The 21,177-nt window shown below is 41.2% G+C and carries 20 protein-coding genes and 1 tRNA gene; 11 read left to right on the top strand and 10 right to left on the bottom strand.

Going from position 1 to position 21,177, the window contains the following annotated elements:
- Window positions 1–152: 152 nt before the first annotated feature.
- Window positions 153–229 (bottom strand) — tRNA-Met (locus FOC32_RS09015).
- Window positions 230–554: 325 nt separating this feature from the next.
- Here FOC32_RS09015 and FOC32_RS09010 point away from each other — a divergent pair.
- Together FOC32_RS09010 and FOC32_RS09005 are read left to right on the top strand one after the other, a co-directional pair.
- Complete coding sequence (locus tag FOC32_RS09010; RefSeq protein WP_175967069.1) at window positions 555–968, top strand: hypothetical protein; 414 nt, start codon at window positions 555–557, stop codon at window positions 966–968.
- Between the two features lie 417 nt (window positions 969–1,385).
- Window positions 1,386–1,826, top strand: coding sequence for a universal stress protein (locus tag FOC32_RS09005; protein WP_005234607.1), 441 nt, complete (start codon window positions 1,386–1,388; stop codon window positions 1,824–1,826).
- A 16-nt stretch (window positions 1,827–1,842) separates the two neighbouring features.
- Here FOC32_RS09005 and FOC32_RS09000 read toward each other — a convergent pair whose 3' ends face one another.
- Both FOC32_RS09000 and FOC32_RS08995 read right to left on the bottom strand, forming a co-directional pair.
- A complete protein-coding gene (locus FOC32_RS09000; protein ID WP_175968183.1) occupies window positions 1,843–2,163 on the bottom strand; it encodes an MGMT family protein in 321 nt (106 codons plus the stop codon).
- Window positions 2,164–2,228: 65 nt separating this feature from the next.
- The gene (locus FOC32_RS08995) at window positions 2,229–3,728 is read right to left on the bottom strand and encodes a cation:proton antiporter (protein WP_034170445.1); all 1,500 of its coding nucleotides are present in this window, start codon (window positions 3,726–3,728) and stop codon (window positions 2,229–2,231) included.
- A 217-nt stretch (window positions 3,729–3,945) separates the two neighbouring features.
- Here FOC32_RS08995 and FOC32_RS08990 point away from each other — a divergent pair, with 217 nt between their 5' ends.
- Window positions 3,946–4,500 (top strand): hypothetical protein, encoded by a 555-nt coding sequence (locus tag FOC32_RS08990; protein WP_175967067.1) that lies wholly within the window; start codon window positions 3,946–3,948, stop codon window positions 4,498–4,500.
- A 49-nt stretch (window positions 4,501–4,549) separates the two neighbouring features.
- On the opposite strand, the gene FOC32_RS08985 is transcribed toward FOC32_RS08990, so the two are convergent.
- Both FOC32_RS08985 and FOC32_RS08980 read right to left on the bottom strand, forming a co-directional pair.
- Window positions 4,550–5,452, bottom strand: coding sequence for a neutral zinc metallopeptidase (locus FOC32_RS08985; RefSeq protein ID WP_175967065.1), 903 nt, complete (start codon window positions 5,450–5,452; stop codon window positions 4,550–4,552).
- Window positions 5,453–5,500: 48 nt separating this feature from the next.
- On the bottom strand, window positions 5,501–6,427 hold the full coding sequence (locus FOC32_RS08980) for a DUF808 domain-containing protein (RefSeq protein WP_175967063.1): 927 nt from the start codon (window positions 6,425–6,427) through the stop codon (window positions 5,501–5,503).
- A 189-nt stretch (window positions 6,428–6,616) separates the two neighbouring features.
- Here FOC32_RS08980 and trpS point away from each other — a divergent pair, with 189 nt between their 5' ends.
- A complete protein-coding gene (trpS, locus tag FOC32_RS08975; RefSeq protein ID WP_104426456.1) occupies window positions 6,617–7,630 on the top strand; it encodes a tryptophan--tRNA ligase in 1,014 nt (337 codons plus the stop codon).
- A 351-nt stretch (window positions 7,631–7,981) separates the two neighbouring features.
- On the opposite strand, the gene FOC32_RS08970 is transcribed toward trpS, so the two are convergent.
- Together FOC32_RS08970 and lysS are read right to left on the bottom strand one after the other, a co-directional pair.
- Window positions 7,982–9,433 carry a capsule assembly Wzi family protein gene (locus FOC32_RS08970; protein WP_175967061.1) on the bottom strand — a complete coding sequence of 484 codons (1,452 nt, stop codon included), beginning with the start codon at window positions 9,431–9,433 and terminating at the stop codon, window positions 7,982–7,984.
- Between the two features lie 271 nt (window positions 9,434–9,704).
- The gene (gene lysS, locus FOC32_RS08965; protein ID WP_175967059.1) at window positions 9,705–11,231 is read right to left on the bottom strand and encodes a lysine--tRNA ligase; all 1,527 of its coding nucleotides are present in this window, start codon (window positions 11,229–11,231) and stop codon (window positions 9,705–9,707) included.
- A gap of 388 nt (window positions 11,232–11,619) precedes the next feature.
- Here lysS and FOC32_RS08960 point away from each other — a divergent pair, with 388 nt between their 5' ends.
- Window positions 11,620–12,114: a YqiA/YcfP family alpha/beta fold hydrolase gene (locus FOC32_RS08960; RefSeq protein WP_175967057.1), complete on the top strand. Its 495-nt coding sequence runs from the start codon at window positions 11,620–11,622 to the stop codon at window positions 12,112–12,114.
- A 39-nt stretch (window positions 12,115–12,153) separates the two neighbouring features.
- On the opposite strand, the gene FOC32_RS08955 is transcribed toward FOC32_RS08960, so the two are convergent.
- Window positions 12,154–12,696: an adenine phosphoribosyltransferase gene (locus FOC32_RS08955; protein WP_005234592.1), complete on the bottom strand. Its 543-nt coding sequence runs from the start codon at window positions 12,694–12,696 to the stop codon at window positions 12,154–12,156.
- Between the two features lie 478 nt (window positions 12,697–13,174).
- Here FOC32_RS08955 and rubA point away from each other — a divergent pair, with 478 nt between their 5' ends.
- The 5 genes from rubA to FOC32_RS08930 all read left to right on the top strand — a co-directional run bounded on the left by rubA (window position 13,175) and on the right by FOC32_RS08930 (window position 17,352).
- Complete coding sequence (gene rubA, locus FOC32_RS08950) at window positions 13,175–13,339, top strand: rubredoxin RubA (RefSeq protein WP_004783011.1); 165 nt, start codon at window positions 13,175–13,177, stop codon at window positions 13,337–13,339.
- Between the two features lie 88 nt (window positions 13,340–13,427).
- Complete coding sequence (rubB, locus tag FOC32_RS08945; RefSeq protein WP_175967056.1) at window positions 13,428–14,606, top strand: rubredoxin reductase RubB; 1,179 nt, start codon at window positions 13,428–13,430, stop codon at window positions 14,604–14,606.
- 57 nt (window positions 14,607–14,663) lie between these two features.
- Window positions 14,664–15,602 carry an esterase EstB gene (estB, locus tag FOC32_RS08940; protein ID WP_004783015.1) on the top strand — a complete coding sequence of 313 codons (939 nt, stop codon included), beginning with the start codon at window positions 14,664–14,666 and terminating at the stop codon, window positions 15,600–15,602.
- Between the two features lie 13 nt (window positions 15,603–15,615).
- Entirely contained in the window at window positions 15,616–16,524 is a 909-nt protein-coding gene (gene oxyR, locus FOC32_RS08935; protein WP_005234587.1) for a LysR family transcriptional regulator OxyR, read from the top strand.
- A 231-nt stretch (window positions 16,525–16,755) separates the two neighbouring features.
- Window positions 16,756–17,352, top strand: a complete 597-nt coding sequence (locus FOC32_RS08930; protein WP_104426461.1) for a response regulator transcription factor — start codon at window positions 16,756–16,758, stop codon at window positions 17,350–17,352.
- 48 nt (window positions 17,353–17,400) lie between these two features.
- Here FOC32_RS08930 and ppk1 read toward each other — a convergent pair whose 3' ends face one another.
- Both ppk1 and mtgA read right to left on the bottom strand, forming a co-directional pair.
- Complete coding sequence (gene ppk1, locus FOC32_RS08925) at window positions 17,401–19,482, bottom strand: polyphosphate kinase 1 (protein WP_104426462.1); 2,082 nt, start codon at window positions 19,480–19,482, stop codon at window positions 17,401–17,403.
- Between the two features lie 111 nt (window positions 19,483–19,593).
- Window positions 19,594–20,268 (bottom strand): monofunctional biosynthetic peptidoglycan transglycosylase, encoded by a 675-nt coding sequence (gene mtgA, locus FOC32_RS08920; protein ID WP_175967054.1) that lies wholly within the window; start codon window positions 20,266–20,268, stop codon window positions 19,594–19,596.
- A 77-nt stretch (window positions 20,269–20,345) separates the two neighbouring features.
- Between mtgA and FOC32_RS08915 the strand changes: the two genes are divergently transcribed.
- Window positions 20,346–21,176 (top strand): rhomboid family intramembrane serine protease, encoded by an 831-nt coding sequence (locus FOC32_RS08915; protein ID WP_175967052.1) that lies wholly within the window; start codon window positions 20,346–20,348, stop codon window positions 21,174–21,176.
- Window position 21,177: the final 1 nt, after the last annotated feature.

The following is a 21,177-nucleotide window of genomic DNA, read 5'->3' as shown; positions in this document are numbered from 1 at the left end:
TTTTATCTTTAAGCAATAAATAGGGTTAAGAAATTAAAAGAAGATTCAAAAATTTAAACAGACAGAAATTTAGAAGAACTTTCTCTTAATTTTTTATTAATATTTTTATGGTACAAAAAAAGAGACCAAGCTGAGAGCTTGGTCTTTAAAAATGGTGGCTATGACGGGACTTGAACCTGTGACCCCCGCATTATGAGTGCGGTGCTCTAACCAACTGAGCTACATAGCCGTAAACTGTGTGCGCATTATCGTAATTTCAGGTTGTATCGTCAAGCATTTTAAACCACAAATGTTCAGTCTTTATGCAAATTAATCATAAACTCTTAAACTTTGTACAAATCATGCTTTAATTCGAAACCTATTAGCAAATACTATGAAAATTAGTATCTTTTTTTAAAGCCAAATCTGAATCGAAGTCGTATCAAATAATATTTAATCTTAAGAATAACTTGCTGAAGAAACAAAATAAAAAGTGAATCTACTACCTTTTCCTATCGCTATAATGCTTTTCCAAATATGACCAATAGTATCTCTGGATTAAAGCAAAACTGAAGATGACGAAATTCAAAATATACCTAAGCCTGCTCCTATTGAATTTTACAAGTTTAGCCACTGCAACTGTTATTCATCCAAGCAGCAGATTTTTAGGATGTGAAGATGTAAAGGATCTGGCTCAAGAAGTCATGCTTTTTAGACTCAAAGGTGCACCTCAGAAATGGATGATTCAGCAAATAAAGCAGCACTACGGTACAGCGAATGATATCCATGCTCTGATTGGTATAAAACTTACTGAAAAAGCGTTTAAATATGAAATACCACATGATCAGTTTGAACGTTCAGCCTTAATTAAAAACTTTGCAATTGATCACTATAATGAATGTGAGAAATCCATTTCAGATCATGATAAATCTAAACAAGAAAATAACGGTATTACCCTACCCTCGGAAAGGGAAATTTTAGAACACTAAAATTATGCTGATAGAAGCTTACTATTAGAAATAGCAGGCTATCTTTATGCAGTTTGATAGATTTTTTATTATTAAAATCTCAATTTTAAACCTGTCCCTACAGTTTTATATAACAGGGATTTTTTGAATCTAAAATTACAGGTAATAATACATTATTAAAATTAGATGGCTTTCTTAACCTAGTTCATTAATATTCTAAAATCATATTATTTTTATCTTAAAATATAATTATAAATCAAAAACTTATAAAACACACCAACCATTAAAAATTATTGCTTTGTTAAACATAATACTGAGGTATTTACTTGGTTTTATTTTTATAAAATACGCGCTATGATCAAAGTATAAACAACAATTCGTACACGATTTTAACGCGTCATATTTTTATAAAACTTATTTCCGATAAGGAGAATTCTAATGTCATTTGAACATATTTTAGTACCCGTTGACGGTTCAGAAACTTCCTACGCTGCAGTCGATAAAGCCGTCGAAATTGCCAAAGCATTTAATAGTAAAGTGACAGTGGTTCAGGTGCTGGCACTTGATCCCTATATTGCTGCTGAATACATTACAGCAGCTCAAACCAATGATCTGGTTGAACGTGCCCGTACCGCGATTTTAAAAACACTTGACGAAGCAAAAGCAAAATTTGCTGCGGCAGGTATTGAGGCAGAGACTCAGTTACTTGAAGGTCAGGTGATTTATAGCGAAATTGTCAAGGCAGCTGAATCCTTGAATACTGATCTGATTGTAATTGGTTCACATGGCCGTACTGGATTTAAGAAACTGTTCCTGGGAAGTGTTGCGCAAAGCATCTTGGGACAGGCCAATGTTCCTGTAATGGTCATCCGTAAGTAATAAAAAAATCCCCACTTCAATTAAGTGGGGATTTTTCTTTTAAAACAAATCCATCCCATTGAAACTGCTTTAAGCTGACCCGATTTCCAGCACATAGAATCCCTTCTGCGCCTAATTTTTGCTGTTGAATATTATGTCCATATTCATCCAGTTTATTGAGACTGATCTTACCTTGAGCATTCAGGACACGATGCCAAGGCAAATCGGTTTCTGTATCAAGCTGACTTAAAACCCTACCTACCAGACGTGCATGTTTAGGCAAGCCAGCCAGCTTAGCGATCTGTCCATAGGTCGCTACCTTTGCATAAGGAATTTGGCTAACCACACTCAGAATCATTTGTGCCATTTCCTGGCTTGCACTTGATGTCATAGGCTTTCAATCTTGATAGAAACTTCTAACAATTAGAAATTCTCCGGATTCTCTAAACGCTTCACTTCCTGTACTTTGTCAGGATGATGCACTGTTGCTACTCCATCTGCATCTTTCTTATCAATCAGCATTTCTGGCTGGAAGATGGTGATGGTTTCATTTCCATTTGCATCCTCCCCTACAATATACTGAAAACCGCGACGGTTCATTTTGTGGCACATCCGCTGATACCAGCCTTTAAAACCTTGGGTTTCTTCATTCGGGTTGTAATAAAAGGCATTCATTACGGCTGGCAAACCTAGGCCACAAACCACCCCTGAAAGAAGCACCACAATAAAGGTATATCCAATCAGAATACTGCTATATGCTTCCAGTTGTGGAATATTGGCCACTGCCAGAATCAGGGCTAAGGAAATCCCGCCACGTACACCGCCCCAAGACAGAATGGTTAAACTGCCGTTATAACTCTTCTTGCGCATTCTAGGGAATAATGCAAAAGACAGATGGTTGGCCAGGAAGCGTGCCAAATGCAGAATTATGAAAGCGACAATCCCACCTAGAACCAGACTGGTGCTTAGATCAATAATGAACAATTCCAGACCGATCAAGGTAAACAGGAAGGAATTGATAATCCCCTCTACCGTATGCCAGAAATGGTTTACATCACCGATATCTGCATCAGCCAGAATTTCTTTCCATTTATTACCGACGATCAAGCCGCCGATTACACAGGCAATTGGTGCAGAAGCATGCGCCAGTAAAGCAACCAGATATGAACCACAAGCCAACAGTGCAGTAGTTAATATCAGTGATTCCATTTCATGCTTACCGCGCAGAATACGTAAAATCGCCAAACCAAACCCAATTCCGATCAAGACTGCCACGACAATTTCATAAAGCAATGTTTGCAGGACGGCGAGTACGGTAAAGTTTTCACCTTGCAGTACATTTAATAAGGTCATAAATAATGCAATACACATGGCATCATTAAACAGCGACTCACCTTCCAGCTTCACGATCAAATGATGGGGTGCGCGTACCGAACTGAGTACACCTTTAATCCCAATGGGATCCGTTGCTCCGAGCGCAGCACCGAGTAATAGTAGAACCAATATATCGACGTGGTTACCAATCAGAAACTGATAACAGTACAGCGCAATACCAAAGAAAACTGCACAGAAAACCAATGCCAGACTGGCCAGAATACCAATCGGCCGCCAGTGATTGCGTAAATCTGAAACCTTAAACTTCAATGCGGATGAAGTCAGAATAAAACAAATCACACCATTAATCAGGAAGTCATAAAAATCGACATGGCGAACTGCTTTCTCAATATTATCAATATTGATGCTAAAAAATGGATTACCCTGTAACAGGCTGGCACACCATTGCAGGATAAATACAAAAATAGCGGAAACAATCGGCACACCAATGGCTTGAGGAAAACTTAGAACACGTTTGTTGAACATGGTAGTGGCAATTGACAGAGCAAAGACCACCGTCAACAGTTGTAAAAAAAAGAAACTTCCCATTAGGTTTCCTAAGATTTGGCAATTTGCAGCCGTGAGCTGAAAGATTTACTTAAAATATAAGTTTAAAAAAACAGTATATTTTAGCGGATCAAGTTTAGTCCCATTTTTTTCGAATTAAGTTAAGTTTCTTTTCTATATTCACAACTGATGATTTAACATACAGTCTTAAAGCACTTTATTGCTCATCCCTCTTCTTTCTATTTAGAAATTTTCTCCTATGCATCAAACTGTCAAAACCATATTCCGTCTATGTCTCGCTGCTGTCATTTTTTCAATCACACTTTCCTTGATGTTCACCTGTGTTGCCAAAATTCAGGAAATCCTGAAAGCAGATCAATATTATCAGCAAGCTGTGAGCATTCCTTTAAAAAGCAATACCAAAGCGCAATATGTACTGGTGTCCAATAATCAACGTCCAGACAATGCGCTGTTTATCCTGATTGCGGGAAATGGTTATGTAGCAAAAATCAGCTGTGAGCATTATGCTGCCCTATGTACTGATGACTACAATCAGTCACATACCCGGCAGATTCAGAATATTAATTTAGTAAAAGTGAGAAATTATTTTTATATTGAAAATATTCAGTTCCAAGATAGTCGAACTGGTCAGATCACTAAACTTAGCTATTCCAAAAATGAATTGAAGCAATTTTATAATGATGACATCAGCAATTTAAAATATATTCTCTTTGCGATTTCGCTATTTGCCTTGGCTGCCTTATTTGTCAGTATCAAGATTTTGAAAAACTTCCGTCGTTTTCTGGAAAAATAACTATTCAATCATTAGGGGAGCATTTGCTCCCCTTTTTTGATCTTTAATTTTAGATATTTTGATTAAAAGTATCGCAAGCAGACATCTGACCTGATTTCAGGCCGGTATTAAACCATTTTACCCGCTGTGCACTGGTACCATGCGTAAAGCTGTCCGGTACGACACGGCCTTGTGCCTTTTTCTGCAGATAGTCATCACCGATCTTGTGTGCCGCATCCATTGCTTCCTGCACATCACCCTGCTCCAGGAACTGCGTACGCTCATGGTTATGATAAGCCCATACCCCAGCCAGACAATCGGCCTGTAGTTCTTGTCGTACAGAAAGCTGATTGCCCTGTGCTTGAGTAGCTTGTTGACGTGCCTGCTGTACCTGTGAAGAAATACCTAAAATGGTCTGGATATGATGACCTACCTCATGCGCTACCACATAGGCTTGAGCAAAATCACCTGCCTGATCATTGCGAGATAACTCGGTTGAGTTCTGTTCCCCGCTGATTCCCATCTGAGTACGCATATCTTTAAAGAATGCTGTATCAATATAAACTTTCTGGTCTGCCGGACAATAGAAAGGTCCCATGGCCGATTGCGCTGTACCACAACCAGAATTTACCACACCACTAAATAAAACCAATTTGGGTGCAGTATATTGCTGGTTCAGCTGCTGCTGAAATATTTGAGACCAGGTATCTTCTGTATCGGCAAGCACAGTTCCTACAAAATCGATTGCTTCTTGCTGCTCTGGCGTTGGATTTTCCAGACCCCGTGTTTCTGCACTAGAAACACCTTGCGTGACCTGCTTGGTGGTTTGATAGGCTTGCTGTGGATCAACGCCAAAAAACTTCCAGGCCACGAAAGCAATAATCAACCCGAGAATACTGATTCCACCGGCTTTGGCACCACCGCCACGACGGTCTTCTACATTGCTACTAACACGACGTCCTTTCCAGCGCATAGTGAGATTCCTTATAGTTTAAAGTCAGCTTATTTTAACGGGCCTAATTTATGCCTGCTTTGGTTTCGATCTGATTTTTTGAATAAAGCCAATCAATATAAATACGATTAACCCTGCCACAAAACCAATCACCAGATTAATTAATGTAGGCGTAACAGCCCCTACGATACTTCCTAGGTTAGGAATATGCTCTACATACTCAACTGAATCTTCAGTGAAATGATGAAACCATGGAATGGTATGGGCGATAATCCCGCCACCGACCAAGAACATCGCAATCGTACCTACAATCGTCAGGGTTTTCATCAACTTAGGGGCAAAAGCCAGTAATCCACGGCCTATACTTTGCTTGAAGCTAGATACTTGTTTAGTCAGGTACAAACCTAAATCATCAATTTTAACAATCATGGCAACGAAGCCGTACACCCCGACTGTCATTAATATGGCGATCCCTGCCAGTACGATGACCTTGGTGGTAAAAGCTGCGGCTGCCACGGTGCCCAAAGAAATCACTACAATTTCCGCAGACAAAATAAAGTCAGTTCGGATCGCACCCTTAATTTTCTCTTTTTCAAGTGTGGCCAAATCGGTTTCGATCGTAGTGAATTCAGCCTCAGCATCTTCTTCAGTCTTGGCTTTTTTATGCTTTAAGCTATGCAGAACTTTTTCTACGCCTTCATAACAGAGAAACAAACCGCCAATCATCAGTAAAGGATTAATTAACCAGGGCGCAACCACACTAATAAGTAAAGCCAAAGGAACAAGAATCAGTTTATTAATAAAAGAACCTTTCGCTACTCCCCACACTACAGGAAGTTCACGTTCTGCCCGTACACCACTGACTTGCTGGGCATTTAATGCCAAGTCATCTCCTAAGACACCTGCTGTCTTTTTTGCAGCCATCTTGCTCATCACTGCAACATCGTCTAAAACAGTCGCAATATCATCCAATAATATTAATAAGCTGCTCGCCATTCTTGTTATCCTTATCATCTTTAGACATATTTTAATGAAAATATTTAAAAAATATTGTATTCACTTGTTTAATTAATAAGATTTTTTTACTACGACTTTTTTTCTGGCTGACATTCAAAAACAGAATGCCGTACAATGTGGCCATTCGTTAAAATATAGATGTAGTACAGACTACTTTTGGAATAGATAATGAGTAATCAAGATAATCGTCCAGTAATTTTGACTGGCGACCGTCCTACCGGACAGCTTCACCTTGGCCATTTTGTCGGTTCATTACGCTCTCGCGTAGGTTTACAAGATTCTCACCATCAACATTTGTTACTCGCTGATGCTCAAGCCCTGACAGATAATGCAGATAACTTTGAAAAAGTACGTCGCAATATTATTGAAGTGGCGACAGATTATCTGGCTGTCGGCATTGATCCAACCAAAACTACAATCTGTGTTCAGTCTTGCCTGCCAGCCTTAAACGAATTGACTATGCTCTATCTGAACTTTGTGACAGTTTCACGTCTAGAGCGCAACCCGACCATTAAATCTGAAATTCAGATGCGTGGTTTCGAGCGTGATATTCCGGCAGGTTTCTTATGCTATCCAGTGGCTCAAGCAGCAGATATCACAGCCTTTAAAGCCACTGTAGTTCCGGTGGGCGAAGACCAGATTCCAATGATCGAACAGACCAATGAGATTGTACGTCGCCTTAACCGTCAGATTGGCCGTGAATTACTGCCTGAATGTAAGGCGCTGCTTTCTAATGTGGGACGCTTACCAGGTTTTGACGGCAAAGCGAAAATGTCTAAATCATTAGGTAATACCATTGTTCTAGATGCTTCTGATAAAGATATCAAAAAAGCTGTCAATGCGATGTATACCGATCCGAATCACCTGCGTATTGAAGATCCAGGCCAGGTTGAAGGCAATGTGGTATTTACTTACCTGGATGCTTTCGACACCAATAAAGAAGAACTGGAAGAATTGAAAGCACATTATCGCCGTGGTGGTTTAGGTGATGGTACAGTAAAAAAACGTCTGGAAGGTATTCTAAAAGAGCTGATCGGTCCGATTCGTGAACGTCGTATGGAACTGGCTAAAGACCCGGATTACATCATGGATATTTTGAAAACGGGCACAGATAAATGCCGTGATATTACACAGACCACTTTAGATGAAGTAAAAACAGGCTTAGGTGTTTTCCATTTCTAAAATAGACAATATTTAAAAAAAAGCCCTTCATATGAAGGGCTTTTTTTATTTAAGTCCAAAATGCGCAAAAATAAGGCAAGTTTCCACACAGATTCTTCATAGTTTTAACCTTACTTAACATCTATTAACATGAATACTGATGAGTCACATGAGAATGAGTCCTAATATACTTACATACAGTAAGCAATCAAATTTAACTCTCTCCACAGTTAATCTTGATTTAGTTTTGAAAGAAACTTCCTTTTTCTACGCAATGACAACCCCAATCATTGCGTTTTTTTTGTCTGTAATTTTTGAAAATATAAAAAAATCCTGCCAGATGAGCAGGATTTTGTTGTTGGCTCTTGAATATTAATATTTGAACAAGCCTTTTTCTAATGGAATTTCAATTCCAATAGAAGCACCGCCATCTTGACCATTTACATCTGAGTCACTTATCCAAGCATTAATTTTAAGTGGCATTTCTGGACGAATATAATGCGACCAGGTGACATCTAATGCTTTAATTTCATCATCAAAAGCAAAAGCAGCATTATTTGCACTTGCACGTGCAGACTGATTGACTTCAGCAAACAATACCCGGCCTGATAAGCGGTTCATCGGATCAACACGGATATCACCACCTACTGAAACCATCTGCGCATCACCACCTAAAGCATGTGCCAGCGGATAACCATGCTGATAAAAGCCATCAGTATAATTGGTATGGTTATAAGAAATACCGCGCACCTTGCCGTTAGTCCGTGTATCTGCCCATTCTGTATAAAGTTGATATGGCATATTTCTTACAGTTGCAGAATAGTCTATCCCAGCCAGATACATTTTCTTCGCAGGGAGACCACCTGCTTCATCTTCACCAACATATTGCCCATAGAAGCCCATAGGCACCTGTGTCAAAGGAAACAGATTCAGACGTGCATCAAAACCAGCGATCTGGTTCGATGGGTCAGGTTCATCCGTACCACCATTATCTTTATTCCCGACAAAAGCATCCCATAGTGAACTTAAGCTTTCAGGACGTCCTTCCCCACCCCACTGAATCGCACGAGAAGCACCTAGCTCCAAGTAAGATAAAGGTTGGGCAGTTACACGAAGCCCAATAAGTTTGGCATCTGGAACAGCAGTATAATCATCCAATTGGCCCGCAAAAGCCTGATATTGCCACGGCCCAATCCAGGACAGCCATTTAGTTTCAAAAGCGGTTTGTTCTGCACGTTGTGCCATAAATCCATATACTGGGCGGCTAGCATCGCCACGAATCAAGCTGCCATCATGTCCCGGACCCCAATAGGTCGGAATTTGGCCAGCAATCAGCCATTGATTCCAGAGTTTCCCTGCAAGATAAGATCCTTCCAGATTCACATCCTGATCATTCTCAATTTGTCTATCTTTTTCGGCATTAACTCGGAGCTTGGCATCCCAGTTTTCGCCACCTGCATTAAACTCTAAAGCTGCCTGAAATTGTGCCTTTTGCTGATCGCCAAAGGCTTGAGGAATATCTTTTGGATCACTTTCCGCAAATAAGCCTACTTTGAGCTGCTGATTGTCTGCTGTTAATTTTGCCAGAACTGAATCAATAACACGTTGTTGTACTTTGTTACTCACTTGTGCATTGGATAGAGCACGTTGAATTTCATCCCCACTGAGCGGCCAGGTCGAGGTACTGATCTGGATCACCCCTTGCTGGTTTAACCAGTTCAAGTCAGTACGAAGATTTGCATCATTCAGAACCAGCCCTTGAGCAAAAACAGGAAGCGAAAGCGTCGTAAGAAGTGCACTTAATAATGGTTTTTTTAGAAACATGGGATCAATATTCTCAAGTTTATTTTTGCCTAACCATAGATATTTCAAAAACAATATTCAATGGCGAAACTGTATCAGTATAATATGAAACCCTAGATTTAATTGACTTTTAAAATAAAAAATCGCTTCAAGAAATGAGATAGAAATACAAAAATGAAATCACAAATGTAAAAAATAGAATGAAATAATGCTGGTTTTTAATTTTATTTAAAATAAATACTGAACACATAAAAAAGGCAGTTTTAAAAACTGCCTTTTTTCGAATAAGTCATTAGTGTTTATGACGCATATGCGGGAATAAGATTACATCACGGATACTTGGAGCATTCGCAAAGATCATCACCAGACGGTCAATACCGATTCCTTCACCTGCTGTAGGAGGCAGACCATATTCCAAGGCTTCAATGAAGTCAGCATCATAGTGCATTGCTTCATCATCACCCGCATCTTTCTCAGCGACCTGCGCCTGGAAGCGTTCAGCCTGATCAATCGGGTCATTTAATTCCGAGAAACCATTTGCCAGTTCACGACCACCGATAAAGAATTCAAAACGGTCTGTAATATGCGGGTTTTGATCATTACGGCGTGCTAATGGTGAAGTTTCTGCTGGATATTCAGTCACGAATGTAGGCTGACGTAGTTGAGTTTCTACCGTTTCTTCAAACACAATTGTTTGCAGTTTACCCAGACCAAAACCTGGTTTTACCTGTTCTTTCAGTTCGTCCTGAATAAATTTTGCCAGGAACTCACTGTCATTGACATTTTCTGGAGTGAACTGTGGATTGTGCTCAAGAATGGCATCAAACATTGAAATTTTCTTGAATGGCCCTTTGAAGCTAAAGACTTCATCGCCATAAGGCACATCAGTGGTACCTAGAATATCAATTGCCAGTTTTTCCAGCATTTGTTCAGTCAATTCCATCAGGTCTTTGTAATCTGCATAAGCCTGATAGAATTCAATCATAGTGAATTCAGGGTTATGACGAGTAGAAACACCTTCGTTACGGAAGTTACGGTTAATTTCGAATACGCGCTCGAAACCACCCACAACCAGACGTTTCAAATAAAGCTCAGGTGCAATACGCAGGAACAATGGCATATCCAGCGCATTATGATGCGTTTCAAATGGACGCGCAGATGCTCCACCTGGAATCACGTGCATCATCGGGGTTTCAACTTCCATAAAACGTTTGTCATTCAGAAAACTACGAATACCGGCAACAACTTTGGCACGAACTTCAAAAGTTTTACGGGTTTCTTCATTCACGATCAGATCAAGATAACGTTTACGATACTTCACTTCAGTATCAGTCAAACCGTGGAACTTGTCTGGAAGTGGACGTAATGATTTTGTCAGTAATTCAAAATGTTCGATATGAACATACAGGTCACCTTTACCAGAACGACCGATATAACCTTCAACTGCAATGATATCGCCAAGATCCAGGCCTTTGATCGTTGCAAGTACTTCTGGCTCAAGCTCTTTGCGTGGAACATAAAGCTGAATACGACCGGTCATATCCTGAATCACGATGAATGAACCGCGGTTCAACATCACACGACCTGCTACTTTTACATGAACGTGTTCGCCAGCTTCAATTTCTTCTTTAGATTTATCAGCAAACTGGTCTTGTAAGTCTTGCGCATAATGTTCACGTTTAAATGTGTTTGGCCATGGGCTAACACCAGTTTCTTTTGCGTGGTCTTGAATCTGCTTTAACTTGGCATGACGCTGTGCAATTAAATCGTTTTCGGAAATGATTTGTTCAGAAGTCGATTGAGCGTTATTTTGCGTCATCTCTGCCTCGGATAAGATTAGTTAAAAAATAGAAGTTGCATAGAATAGCAGAAATCTGCATCAAATCGTAGCGTAAAGACTTCCCACACGCGGCTTTTCTTGAGAAAAATTTCTGGATATATGAAATTCTTAAAGGCAAATGATTTGCATTATTTTCAGTTTCGAATTTTATGATTGGTTTTTTAAAAATATTGCCAAACTTTTATTAGATGAAAGTCCAAGATCCCAAACCTTCTGCACAAATTATGCCTTTATATCCAGTATCAGCTTAGACCAATAGCTAACTGCTTCCTCAAAATAGACGTTTTACAATAATGACCATATTAGAAGGTGGTGTTTTAACACCCTGACCACGACTTTGCCATGTCCGATAAAAATGAGTAAAAATATGTCTAAAATATTGTTTTTTCATGGCTTGGATTCGTCAAAACAGTCCACGAAATTTCATGCAATTGATTCAATGCATAAATATTGTATAGATGTGGATTATCGCAATCTGAGTTACCAGTCGGTAGCCGATTTCTACCACGAAATGGTTGAAACCATTAAACCGGATATTCTGGTCGGACACAGTCTGGGCGGTTATTGGGCGCTAAAAATGTCACAAGCTCATCAGATCCCTTGTGTGATCGCGAATCCTAGCTTGCAACCGAATTTCCGCGATGATTATCCTGCGATTTGTGACAGTGATTTGCAGCATGATATTCCGCAAATGGGCTATCTGGAATTAGGTGATGAAATTCTGGATATGCATGCAGCACAGGCACAGCTTGAAGATTATATGCAAATTCATGCCATTGAAGGTGGTCATCATCGTCTGGAATATCCCGAACAGATTAACGACCTGATTCAGGAAATTGAATATCATTTTATCCGGCAATAAAAAAGCCCCAATAGTTGGGGCTTTTTTGATCATCCAGACTTAAGCAACTGCAGCTTCAGGCTGAGATTTATCATCAAGTACTGACCAGATGTCCAAGCCTAATTCACCATGTAAATCTGGCAGATCAAGGAAGATGCTCGCACCTAGAACCTGATGCTGACATTTTTCAACCAACTCATGTACTGCTTTTAATGTACCGCCAGTTGCCAGAACATCATCTACAATAATCACTTTTTGTCCCTGAACTTCTGCAGACATTTCCAGACGGTCCAGACCATATTCAAGGCTATAACCTACACCTACCACTGGAGGCGGCAATTTACCTGCTTTACGAACCAGTAATAAGCCTTTGCCCGTACGCTGCGCCAACAGGCTTGCCAGCACAAAACCACGTGCTTCTACTGCCACAAAGCTATCTACTTCAGCTAGCTTTTCTTCAGGAATGCTGGCAATCAAAGCATCAGTTAATGGACCCAGATTATTCATGAATAATGGAGTCAAATCGAAGAAACAAATGCCTGTTTTTGGGAAATTCTGGACAGTACGAATGTGAGACCACAGAGTAGTAGACAAATTGCTCATGGGAGATCTTTAAACAAGGAAGGGAATAGGTGAATTTTAAACTAAATTAACAATGTGTAACAACAACGACTGTGCAATAATAAAGCAGAAAATAATAATAAGAAATTGATTTACATAACTAAATTTATTTTAAAAAATATTTAATAAAGACTTTGCTGAGTCTAAGTTATCTGATTTTAATCATATTTTCTGCCCGACTTTGGTCTACAACTTAAAATCTAAGCCAGAAGCGTGTTTTATAAAACTAAAAATACAACTCTTTGCCTAACCTTAAATATATTTCTAGTAATGAAATACCTAGGGACTGCCCTTTATGCTGTTAATTTCACTGATTAAACTTTTATTCGCTTTACTTTATGAATAGAACTGCGTAAAAATTTAGCCAAATATGTTTACTATTAAAAGTCATATTCTTTAGGGTCTTGCCATTTGTGGATTTTAAGCTGACAGCTACAGTTGGTCAGTTTTGGAGAGTTATATGAAAAAATATCAATGCATCGTTTGTGGATGGATTTATGACGAGGCAGAAGGTTGGCCTCAGGACGGAATCGTTCCTGGAACCAAATGGGAAGATATTCCTGATGACTGGACTTGTCCGGATTGTGGTGTTTCTAAAGTCGATTTTGAAATGATTGAAATCTAATCATGTTCTTTTAAAGGCCATATTGAATGGTCTTTTTTATGTCCTTTATACCTGAAAAAAACTAATTTAAAAAAGCATGGAGAATCGTATGCATCCTATCGTCATCATTGGTTCGGGCATGGCGGGTTATGCTGTTGCCCGTGAGTTTCGCAAACTCAACCCAGACCATGAACTTGTCATGATTTGTGCTGATGATGCGACTAATTATGCAAAACCTACGCTTTCTAATGCTTTAGCAGGAAACAAAGCACCAGAACATATCCCTTTGGGTGATGCAGAAAAAATGTCAGCGCAGCTGAAAATGCGCATCGAAAAAAACACTTGGGTCAAAGTGATTCATCCTGAACAACATCAGCTAACTTTAGAAAAAGACGGTCAGGAAAGCACACAGGATTATTCTAAATTGGTGCTGGCTGTGGGTGCCAATCCAGTACGCCTGGCCATTGCTGGTGATGCGAGCGACGATATTCATATGGTGAATAACCTGACTGACTATAAAGCTTTCCGTCATAATCTGGCAGCCCGTGAAGATAAACGTGTGGTGATTCTAGGCGCAGGCCTGATCGGTTGTGAATTTGCCAATGACTTGCAGCATACTAATCATCAGGTCACCGTGATTGATCTGGCACCCCAGCCTTTAGGTCGCTTATTACCAGCTCATGTCGCAGATGCTTTCCAGCAAAATCTTGAAGAGACGGGCATTCATTTTGTACTGGGTACAACAGTCGAAAAAGTCTCTAAAGTTGAAAATGGTGATTATCTGGTCACACTTGCCAATGGCCAGTCGGTAGTTGCTGATGTGGTGCTGTCTGCTGTGGGCTTACAGCCGAATATTTCTGTCGCAAAAGAAGCCGATATTCATACCAGTCGCGGGATTCTGACAAATACAAAACTAGAAACCAATCAACCGGACATTTATGCAGTAGGCGACTGTGCGGAAGTAAACGGAATGCTTTTACCATATGTCATGCCAATCATGCAGCAGGCCCGTGCCCTGTCTAAAACATTGAATGGCGAACATACTGCAGTTCATTATCCAGCGATGCCAGTTGCGGTCAAAACACCAGCTGCGCCATTGACTGTCCTTCCCGCTCCGGTTGATGTCGAAGTAACTTGGGAAAATGAAGAGTTTGATGACGGTATGCTGGCCAAAGCCTTTGATGCCAGCGGTACTTTACGTGGTTTTGTCCTGCTTGGTGCCACTGCTGCCAAACAACGCCTGGCATTGACCAAGCAGGTTCCTGACTTGATTCCAGCTACAGTTTAGATGTTTAATACAAAGGACATTTTTTAAGCGAAATGTCCTTTAATCAGGAAATATATCATGCATAGTGCCCTGCAGTTCAATCATTCTCCGTATACCGCTTTCATGCGTGAAACCAAGGTCGATCTTGGCAATGGCATCGAATTGCACGTAGAAGTCGGAGGAAATCCTGAACACCCGACCATTCTGCTGATTATGGGACTTGGGGCACAGATGCTGTACTGGCCCGATTTCTTCTGTAAATCCCTCATTGATCAGGGCTATCATCTGGTTCGTTTTGACAACCGGGATATTGGTTTATCTTCCAAGATTCACCATAAAGGACCTCGCTTAAACACCTTAAAAATGATGAGCCGTTTTGTACTGGGTTTAGGCAATCAGGGCGCGCCTTATACGCTGTATGATATGGCAGATGATGTAAATCTTCTGATTGAAAAAATGGGGCTGGGTCAGGTCTATGTGCTCGGTGCCTCTATGGGCGGCATGATTGCCCAGATTCTGGCCGCACGTTATCCTGATAAAGTTAAAAAAATGGGCTTACTGTTTACCAGTAATAACCAGCCACTGTTACCCCCGCCTTTTCCAAAGCAACTTTTTAGTTTAATTGACAAACCCGCTTCCACAGATGAAGATGGCATTGTTGATCATAGCTTGAAACTGTTTAACATTATTGGCTCGCCGGGTTATGTGAATCATCTTGAAGCGATTCAGACCGCCCGTAAGCTATATAAACGAAGTTACCATCCAGCGGGTGTACTTCAACAGTTTTTAGCAATATTATGTACGGGTTCATTGCTGCAACTGGACAAGCAAATCCAACAAGAGACCCTGGTGGTTCATGGTGCTCGTGACAGATTGCTGCCTCCTAGTCATGGTAAGGCTGTTGCAAAAGCAATTTCAGGGGCTAAATTTGAATTAATTGATGGAATGGGGCATGATATCCCTCCACATTTTATTCCATATCTTAGCGAATTATTTGCTGATCATTTTAAATCATAAACATTAGGACACTATGGCTGCATTACCATCCCTAAGACAGCTGTCATACCTCGTAACACTGTCTGAGACGCTGCATTTTACAGAAGCTGCTCGCCGCTCATTTGTTACCCAGTCAACTTTGTCTGGCGGTATTATGGAGCTGGAGCGTTTACTCGGTGGCGTTCTTGTTGAACGCGATCGCCAGAATGTACGTTTAACGCCGCTTGGTGAACAAGTGGTTGCACGTGCCCGTGTTCTACTGGCTGATGCTCAGGACTTAATGCGTTTAAGTCGTGAAATGAGTGAACCATTAACCGGTGATCTGCATCTTGGCGTTATTCCAACCATTGCACCTTTCATCCTGTCGCAATTTCTGGATGAAGTGCATCAGCAGCTACCGAAAATCCAGCTACATTTACATGAAGCTCAAAGTGAGAAAATTGTAGAGAAACTGGAGCATGGTAATCTGGATATGGTAGTGCTAGCGCTGCCTTTCGATACCCGTAGCCTGAAAGTTGCTGAAATTGCCAAAGAGAATCTGTATCTGGTACATCACAAATCTGACCAGAATGCGGCTCAAGCCAAATCTCTGGAAGATCTGGACCTGTCTCGCCTGATGCTTCTGGAAGAAGGCCACTGCTTGCGTGATCATGCATTGAGTGCCTGTCCAATTGGTGAGCGCAAAAATGATCATCGCCTGAAAGCAAGTTCATTACCAACGTTGATTGAAATGGTGTCTGCTGATCTTGGTTTTACCCTGTTGCCAGAAATTGCACTGCATACCAATATGATCAAAGCCAATCCGGATCTGCGTATTAATCCAATCAATGCTGCACCAAGCCGTACTCTGGCGTTGGTCACTCGTAAGAGCACACCGCTACAAAGCGAATTCGATGTGTTATTACAAATTTTGCAAAAAATCACTGCCCACGATGCAGCTTAATTAAGTCCTAATAAAAAAGGAGCACTTAGATTGCTCCTTTTTTCTTGCCTGCGTCTTCTGATACAGTAAATTTTTATACATTTAGTCAATTAAAATGATCCAAAAACTAATTTTTAAACTTTAACTATTTATAATATATAAAAATTAAATTCCTATTTCTTGGGATTGGCAGTTAGAATAATTTAAGCCAAAATACATCTGTATATTAATTACTCTCAGGATAAGATTTCTTTGACCTCATTTTTGCCCGCACCCGTATTATTGGTGCAACCTTATCCACCACCGCTCTCTTCCAATCTTGATCTTGCATTGCTACAGCTCGGTTATCAACCGGATATGCTGTCCTATACCGATCATCTGTCTACTCAATCCCATATTGAACAGTATCTCCCCAATCTAGTGCTATATGAAATTCATGAGCAAGCCCAACTCAATCATCTGTATACGGTTCAAACCCGGATCCAGATTCCTCATCTGATTGCAGTTTTAGCTGATGATTCACTTGAAATGATCAATTTATTCTTGTCATCTGGCGTGGATCGATATCTGATTGCATCGCATCCTGTTTCAAAAATAGTAGCGAGCCTGAAAATTATCCTACGAGGTGGTTCCGATTTACATCCTGAATTAGCCCGTTATTTAGTGAGTCAGGAAACAAAAATACATTTTTTAAATCAGACTGAATTACAGATTTTAAAGTATTTCAGCCAAGACCTGACTTTGGCCGAAATTCAAAACAGATTAAGTCTGCATGATTACCAGATTTATGCTGCTATTCGTAAAATCTATCAAAAACTCGCGAATCCATTTATCCATTCTCAAAATTAACAAAATATAAAAAAGGCTGAATTATCAGCCTTTTTAGTTTGCATAGAGTTATTTAAAGGTTTCCAGCAAGGTACGCTGTGCATTATGCGGTTGTTCACCTTCTGCAACTTGGGCACGCACCCAGGTTCCATCTCCTTGTAACAACCAGGCCTGCTGATTGTCTTTCAGGTAATTTAATAAACCTTGCTGGTAAATGCGTTTCTTCAATGTTTCATCTTCAATTGGGAAACAGGCTTCTACGCGATTAAACAGGTTGCGATCCATCCAATCTGCGCTTGAACAATAAATGCGGGAATTGCCATTATTGCTAAAATAAAACACGCGTGTATGTTCAAGGAAACGGCCGACGATTGAACGTACCCGGATATTCTCTGAAAGTCCCGGCAAGCCTGGACGCAGACAACAGATCGAGCGGATAATTAGGTCAATCTGTACGCCCGCTTGTGAAGCCTCATAAAGTTTATTGATTAGTTGCAGCTCAGTTAAAGCATTCACCTTCACGATAATCTGAGCTTTCTTGCCCGCTTTGGCATTGGCAATTTCATTATCAATATAGTTGATGAGCTGGGCATGCAAGGTAAATGGAGCATGGAGCAGCTTTTTCAGCTTGGCCATTTTCCCCATTCCCGTCAATTCCTGGAAGATACGATGCACATCTTCACACAGATCCTTGTCTGTGGTTAACAAGCCATAATCGGTATAAATCCGTGCATTGCCCGCATGATAATTTCCGGTTCCTAAATGCACATAACGCACCAGCTTGTTATTTTCTCGGCGTACCACCAGAATCATTTTAGCATGGGTTTTATAGCCAACAATGCCATAGACCACGACAGCCCCCGCCTCTTGCAGTACGTTGGCAACTGCAATATTGGATTCTTCATCAAAACGTGCACGTAGCTCGATGACTGCAGTCACTTCCTTACCGTTACGGGCCGCTTCTGCTAGCACCTGCACGATCTCGGAATCTGGACCACTGCGGTACAGTGTCTGCTTGATCGCCAGTACCTGAGGGTCTCGTGCCGCTTCACGTAACAGCGTAATCACTGGAGCAAAAGATTCAAATGGATGATGTAGCAAAATATCCTGCTTCTGCATTGCACTGAAAACATTTTCAGATTTTTTTAGTACTTTAGGCAGAATTGGCGTATGTGAATCATAACGTAAATGTGGACGTTTGAAGTTAGACAGTAATCGCGCCAGATTAACCGGTCCTGCCACTTTATAGAGCTGGTCTTCATCCAGATCAAATTCTTCCAGCAAATATTCATAAATATGCTGCGGACAATTTTCAGTCACTTCCAGACGGACTGCACGACCAAAACGGCGCGAACTTAGCTCGCCTTTTAAGGCTTTGGCCAGGTCTTCAACATCTTCATTTAAGGCCAGATCGGCATTCCGGGTAACACGGAATTGGTAACATCCCGTCGCGGTCATGCCCGGGAACAGGTCAGACACATGTTCATGAATGATGGCGGATAACATCACATGATGTTCTTTACCATCAGTCAGTTCATCCGGTAAACGCACCACACGCGGCAATGAACGTGGCGCAGGAACAACCGCAAGATCAATCTGACGGCCAAAGGCATCTTTCCCTTCTAGCGTCACAATAAAGTTTAAAGATTTGTTGACCAATCGTGGGAATGGATGTGCCGGATCAAGGCTAATGGGCGTTAAAACTGGCGCAACCTGCTCCTGAAAATATTTTTTCACCCAGGTCGATTGTGCCGGTGTTAGCTCTCCACGACGCAGAAAACAGATATCTTCCTCACGCAGTTTCGGCAAAATCTCTTCATTTAAAATACGGTACTGACGTTCAATGGCGGCATGCGCAGTTTCGGCAATCTGTTCTAATACTTGTTTTGGCGTCAAACCATCCGGACTGCGACTTTCATTGCCCAAATCCAGTTGTTCCATGACGCCAGCCACACGAATTTCAAAAAACTCATCCAGATTACGTGAAAAAATCAAAAGAAAGTTCATGCGTTCCAGCAAAGGATGCAGAGGATCGACCGCCTGTTCCAGCACTCGCAAATGGAAATCCAGAATAGACAGTTCACGATTAATGTAACGATCATTATAAGTATATTCGGTTGGTGCCGAAGTCGTACTGGCTGCCGTATTCATATCAAACCTACGCTATTTTCAAGTCTTACTTATTGCTTTTAGTATGCTTCAAATTAATGACATTTTCATAAAAAAAGCCCAAATATTTGGGCTTTATCTTGATATTTTTATTTAAGGGATTTCAGCATAGCGCATATAACGCTGAATCATACGTTTACGTGCTTTTAGGGCTGATGCATTACGATGATCTTCAAAATATTTTGGATTGGTGAGAATCGCTGCCAGGAAGATGGCCTGATCACGCGTCAGGCTCTCTGCAGTCTTACCGAAATAATGTTTGGCTGCAGCTTCTGCCCCGTAGATATTGTCTCCAAACTCAATCGAGTTAAGATACACTTCCAGAATACGCTCTTTAGACCACATGCGTTCCATCATCCAGGTCGCAACAGCTTCCTGACCTTTACGCAGGAATGAACGCTTGTTGACGAGGAACAGATTTTTAGCCAGCTGCTGGGAAATGGTTGACCCACCGGCTACGACACGGCCTTCATTCTTGTTACGGCTGAGCGCAGTCTGAATACCATCCCAGTCAAAGCCATGATGGTGCATGAATTTTCCATCTTCTGCTGTCACTACCGCCCGTTTCAGATTGGTACTGATTTCATCATAAGGGCGCCACTGATGTTGAATGGGCTTGGAGGGCTCAGTCCAATAATCAATCCGCATCATCATGGTGGTATTCACCGGATTGGTTCGCCACCAGGCTAAACTTGCAAAAATCCACAGTTGAACAAGTAGAATCACACTGACAATCACGAGAAAGGTGCGGGTCAGAAAGGCTTTCATGTCAGCGCGTTACTCCTGAAAATTCAATTTTTCGTGTTAAGCTTATTCGAAATATACAATCACAGCAAAAAAATAGCATGCCTGAAAATTCTCCCCCAACAACACATCGCAAACTTGAAATGCAGCTCTGGTGGATGACCGCACTCTTGATCTGCATCAATGTCGGCCTGTTTGGCTGGCAGGTTCTGAATGGTATGGATATCACACAGCCCAGTTCTCCAGATGCCATTCGCTGGGGAGCAGATTATGCACCTTTAACGTATTTAGCGGAACCCATACGCCTGTTTAGTAGCATGTTTTTTCATTTTGGCTTAATTCACCTGATGTTAAATATGTGGGCACTGTATATTTTTGGTAGTGTCGCTGAACAAATTTTTGGCCGGGTCTATTTTACAGGTCTTTATATTTGTGCCGGCCTGATGGGCAGTTTACTCAGTGGTTATATGAGCATCCAGGACAGCTATGCCTTAATCGAAGGCGGTGTAGCCAATCCTGGCTTATTGCCGGGTGTTAGTGCGGGTGCTTCGGGTGCAGTCATGGGTCTCGGTGCCTCACTGACTGTTCTGTCTTTACTGCCGATGTTGCCCCGTCAGCCTTTTATTCTGGATAAAAAGACACTGGTAATGATCATAGGCCTTAACTTGGTGATGGGCTTTATGATTAGCGGAATTAACAATGCCGCACATATTGGCGGCATGATCATGGGGGCCGGACTAACAGCGCTCTGGTATCTCGGTCAGAAAATGCAGCGTGGCCGTTTGGTCAGTCTGGTTGCCTTACTGCTCGGCGTCGCTGCCTTTGTCGTGCTGTATCAATATAATCTGGCCCTGCTTGAACCGATCCGCCCACTCTGGCAGGAAATTTTACAAATGCTACAACAGCAGTTGGCGGATCAGCCCGCAAGATAAA

The organism is Acinetobacter sp. FDAARGOS_724 (genome assembly GCF_013364475.1).
GTDB classification, from domain to species: domain Bacteria; phylum Pseudomonadota; class Gammaproteobacteria; order Pseudomonadales; family Moraxellaceae; genus Acinetobacter; species Acinetobacter variabilis.
Note: the sequence above shows the minus strand (reverse complement) of the source record. Positions and strands in the feature narration are given on the sequence as shown.

What these genes read in the sequence shown, in the direction of transcription:
- FOC32_RS09010 (WP_175967069.1), top strand. Translation starts at nt 555, where the DNA reads ATGACGAAATTCAAAATATACCTAAGCCTGCTCCTATTGAATTTTACA.
- FOC32_RS09005 (WP_005234607.1), top strand. Translation starts at nt 1,386, where the DNA reads ATGTCATTTGAACATATTTTAGTACCCGTTGACGGTTCAGAAACTTCC.
- FOC32_RS09000 (WP_175968183.1), bottom strand. Translation starts at nt 2,163, where the DNA reads ATGATTCTGAGTGTGGTTAGCCAAATTCCTTATGCAAAGGTAGCGACC.
- FOC32_RS08995 (WP_034170445.1), bottom strand. Translation starts at nt 3,728, where the DNA reads ATGGGAAGTTTCTTTTTTTTACAACTGTTGACGGTGGTCTTTGCTCTG.
- FOC32_RS08990 (WP_175967067.1), top strand. Translation starts at nt 3,946, where the DNA reads ATGCATCAAACTGTCAAAACCATATTCCGTCTATGTCTCGCTGCTGTC.
- FOC32_RS08985 (WP_175967065.1), bottom strand. Translation starts at nt 5,452, where the DNA reads ATGCGCTGGAAAGGACGTCGTGTTAGTAGCAATGTAGAAGACCGTCGT.
- FOC32_RS08980 (WP_175967063.1), bottom strand. Translation starts at nt 6,427, where the DNA reads ATGGCGAGCAGCTTATTAATATTATTGGATGATATTGCGACTGTTTTA.
- trpS (WP_104426456.1), top strand. Translation starts at nt 6,617, where the DNA reads ATGAGTAATCAAGATAATCGTCCAGTAATTTTGACTGGCGACCGTCCT.
- FOC32_RS08970 (WP_175967061.1), bottom strand. Translation starts at nt 9,433, where the DNA reads ATGTTTCTAAAAAAACCATTATTAAGTGCACTTCTTACGACGCTTTCG.
- lysS (WP_175967059.1), bottom strand. Translation starts at nt 11,231, where the DNA reads ATGACGCAAAATAACGCTCAATCGACTTCTGAACAAATCATTTCCGAA.
- FOC32_RS08960 (WP_175967057.1), top strand. Translation starts at nt 11,620, where the DNA reads ATGTCTAAAATATTGTTTTTTCATGGCTTGGATTCGTCAAAACAGTCC.
- FOC32_RS08955 (WP_005234592.1), bottom strand. Translation starts at nt 12,696, where the DNA reads ATGAGCAATTTGTCTACTACTCTGTGGTCTCACATTCGTACTGTCCAG.
- rubA (WP_004783011.1), top strand. Translation starts at nt 13,175, where the DNA reads ATGAAAAAATATCAATGCATCGTTTGTGGATGGATTTATGACGAGGCA.
- rubB (WP_175967056.1), top strand. Translation starts at nt 13,428, where the DNA reads ATGCATCCTATCGTCATCATTGGTTCGGGCATGGCGGGTTATGCTGTT.
- estB (WP_004783015.1), top strand. Translation starts at nt 14,664, where the DNA reads ATGCATAGTGCCCTGCAGTTCAATCATTCTCCGTATACCGCTTTCATG.
- oxyR (WP_005234587.1), top strand. Translation starts at nt 15,616, where the DNA reads ATGGCTGCATTACCATCCCTAAGACAGCTGTCATACCTCGTAACACTG.
- ppk1 (WP_104426462.1), bottom strand. Translation starts at nt 19,482, where the DNA reads ATGAATACGGCAGCCAGTACGACTTCGGCACCAACCGAATATACTTAT.
- mtgA (WP_175967054.1), bottom strand. Translation starts at nt 20,268, where the DNA reads ATGAAAGCCTTTCTGACCCGCACCTTTCTCGTGATTGTCAGTGTGATT.
- FOC32_RS08915 (WP_175967052.1), top strand. Translation starts at nt 20,346, where the DNA reads ATGCCTGAAAATTCTCCCCCAACAACACATCGCAAACTTGAAATGCAG.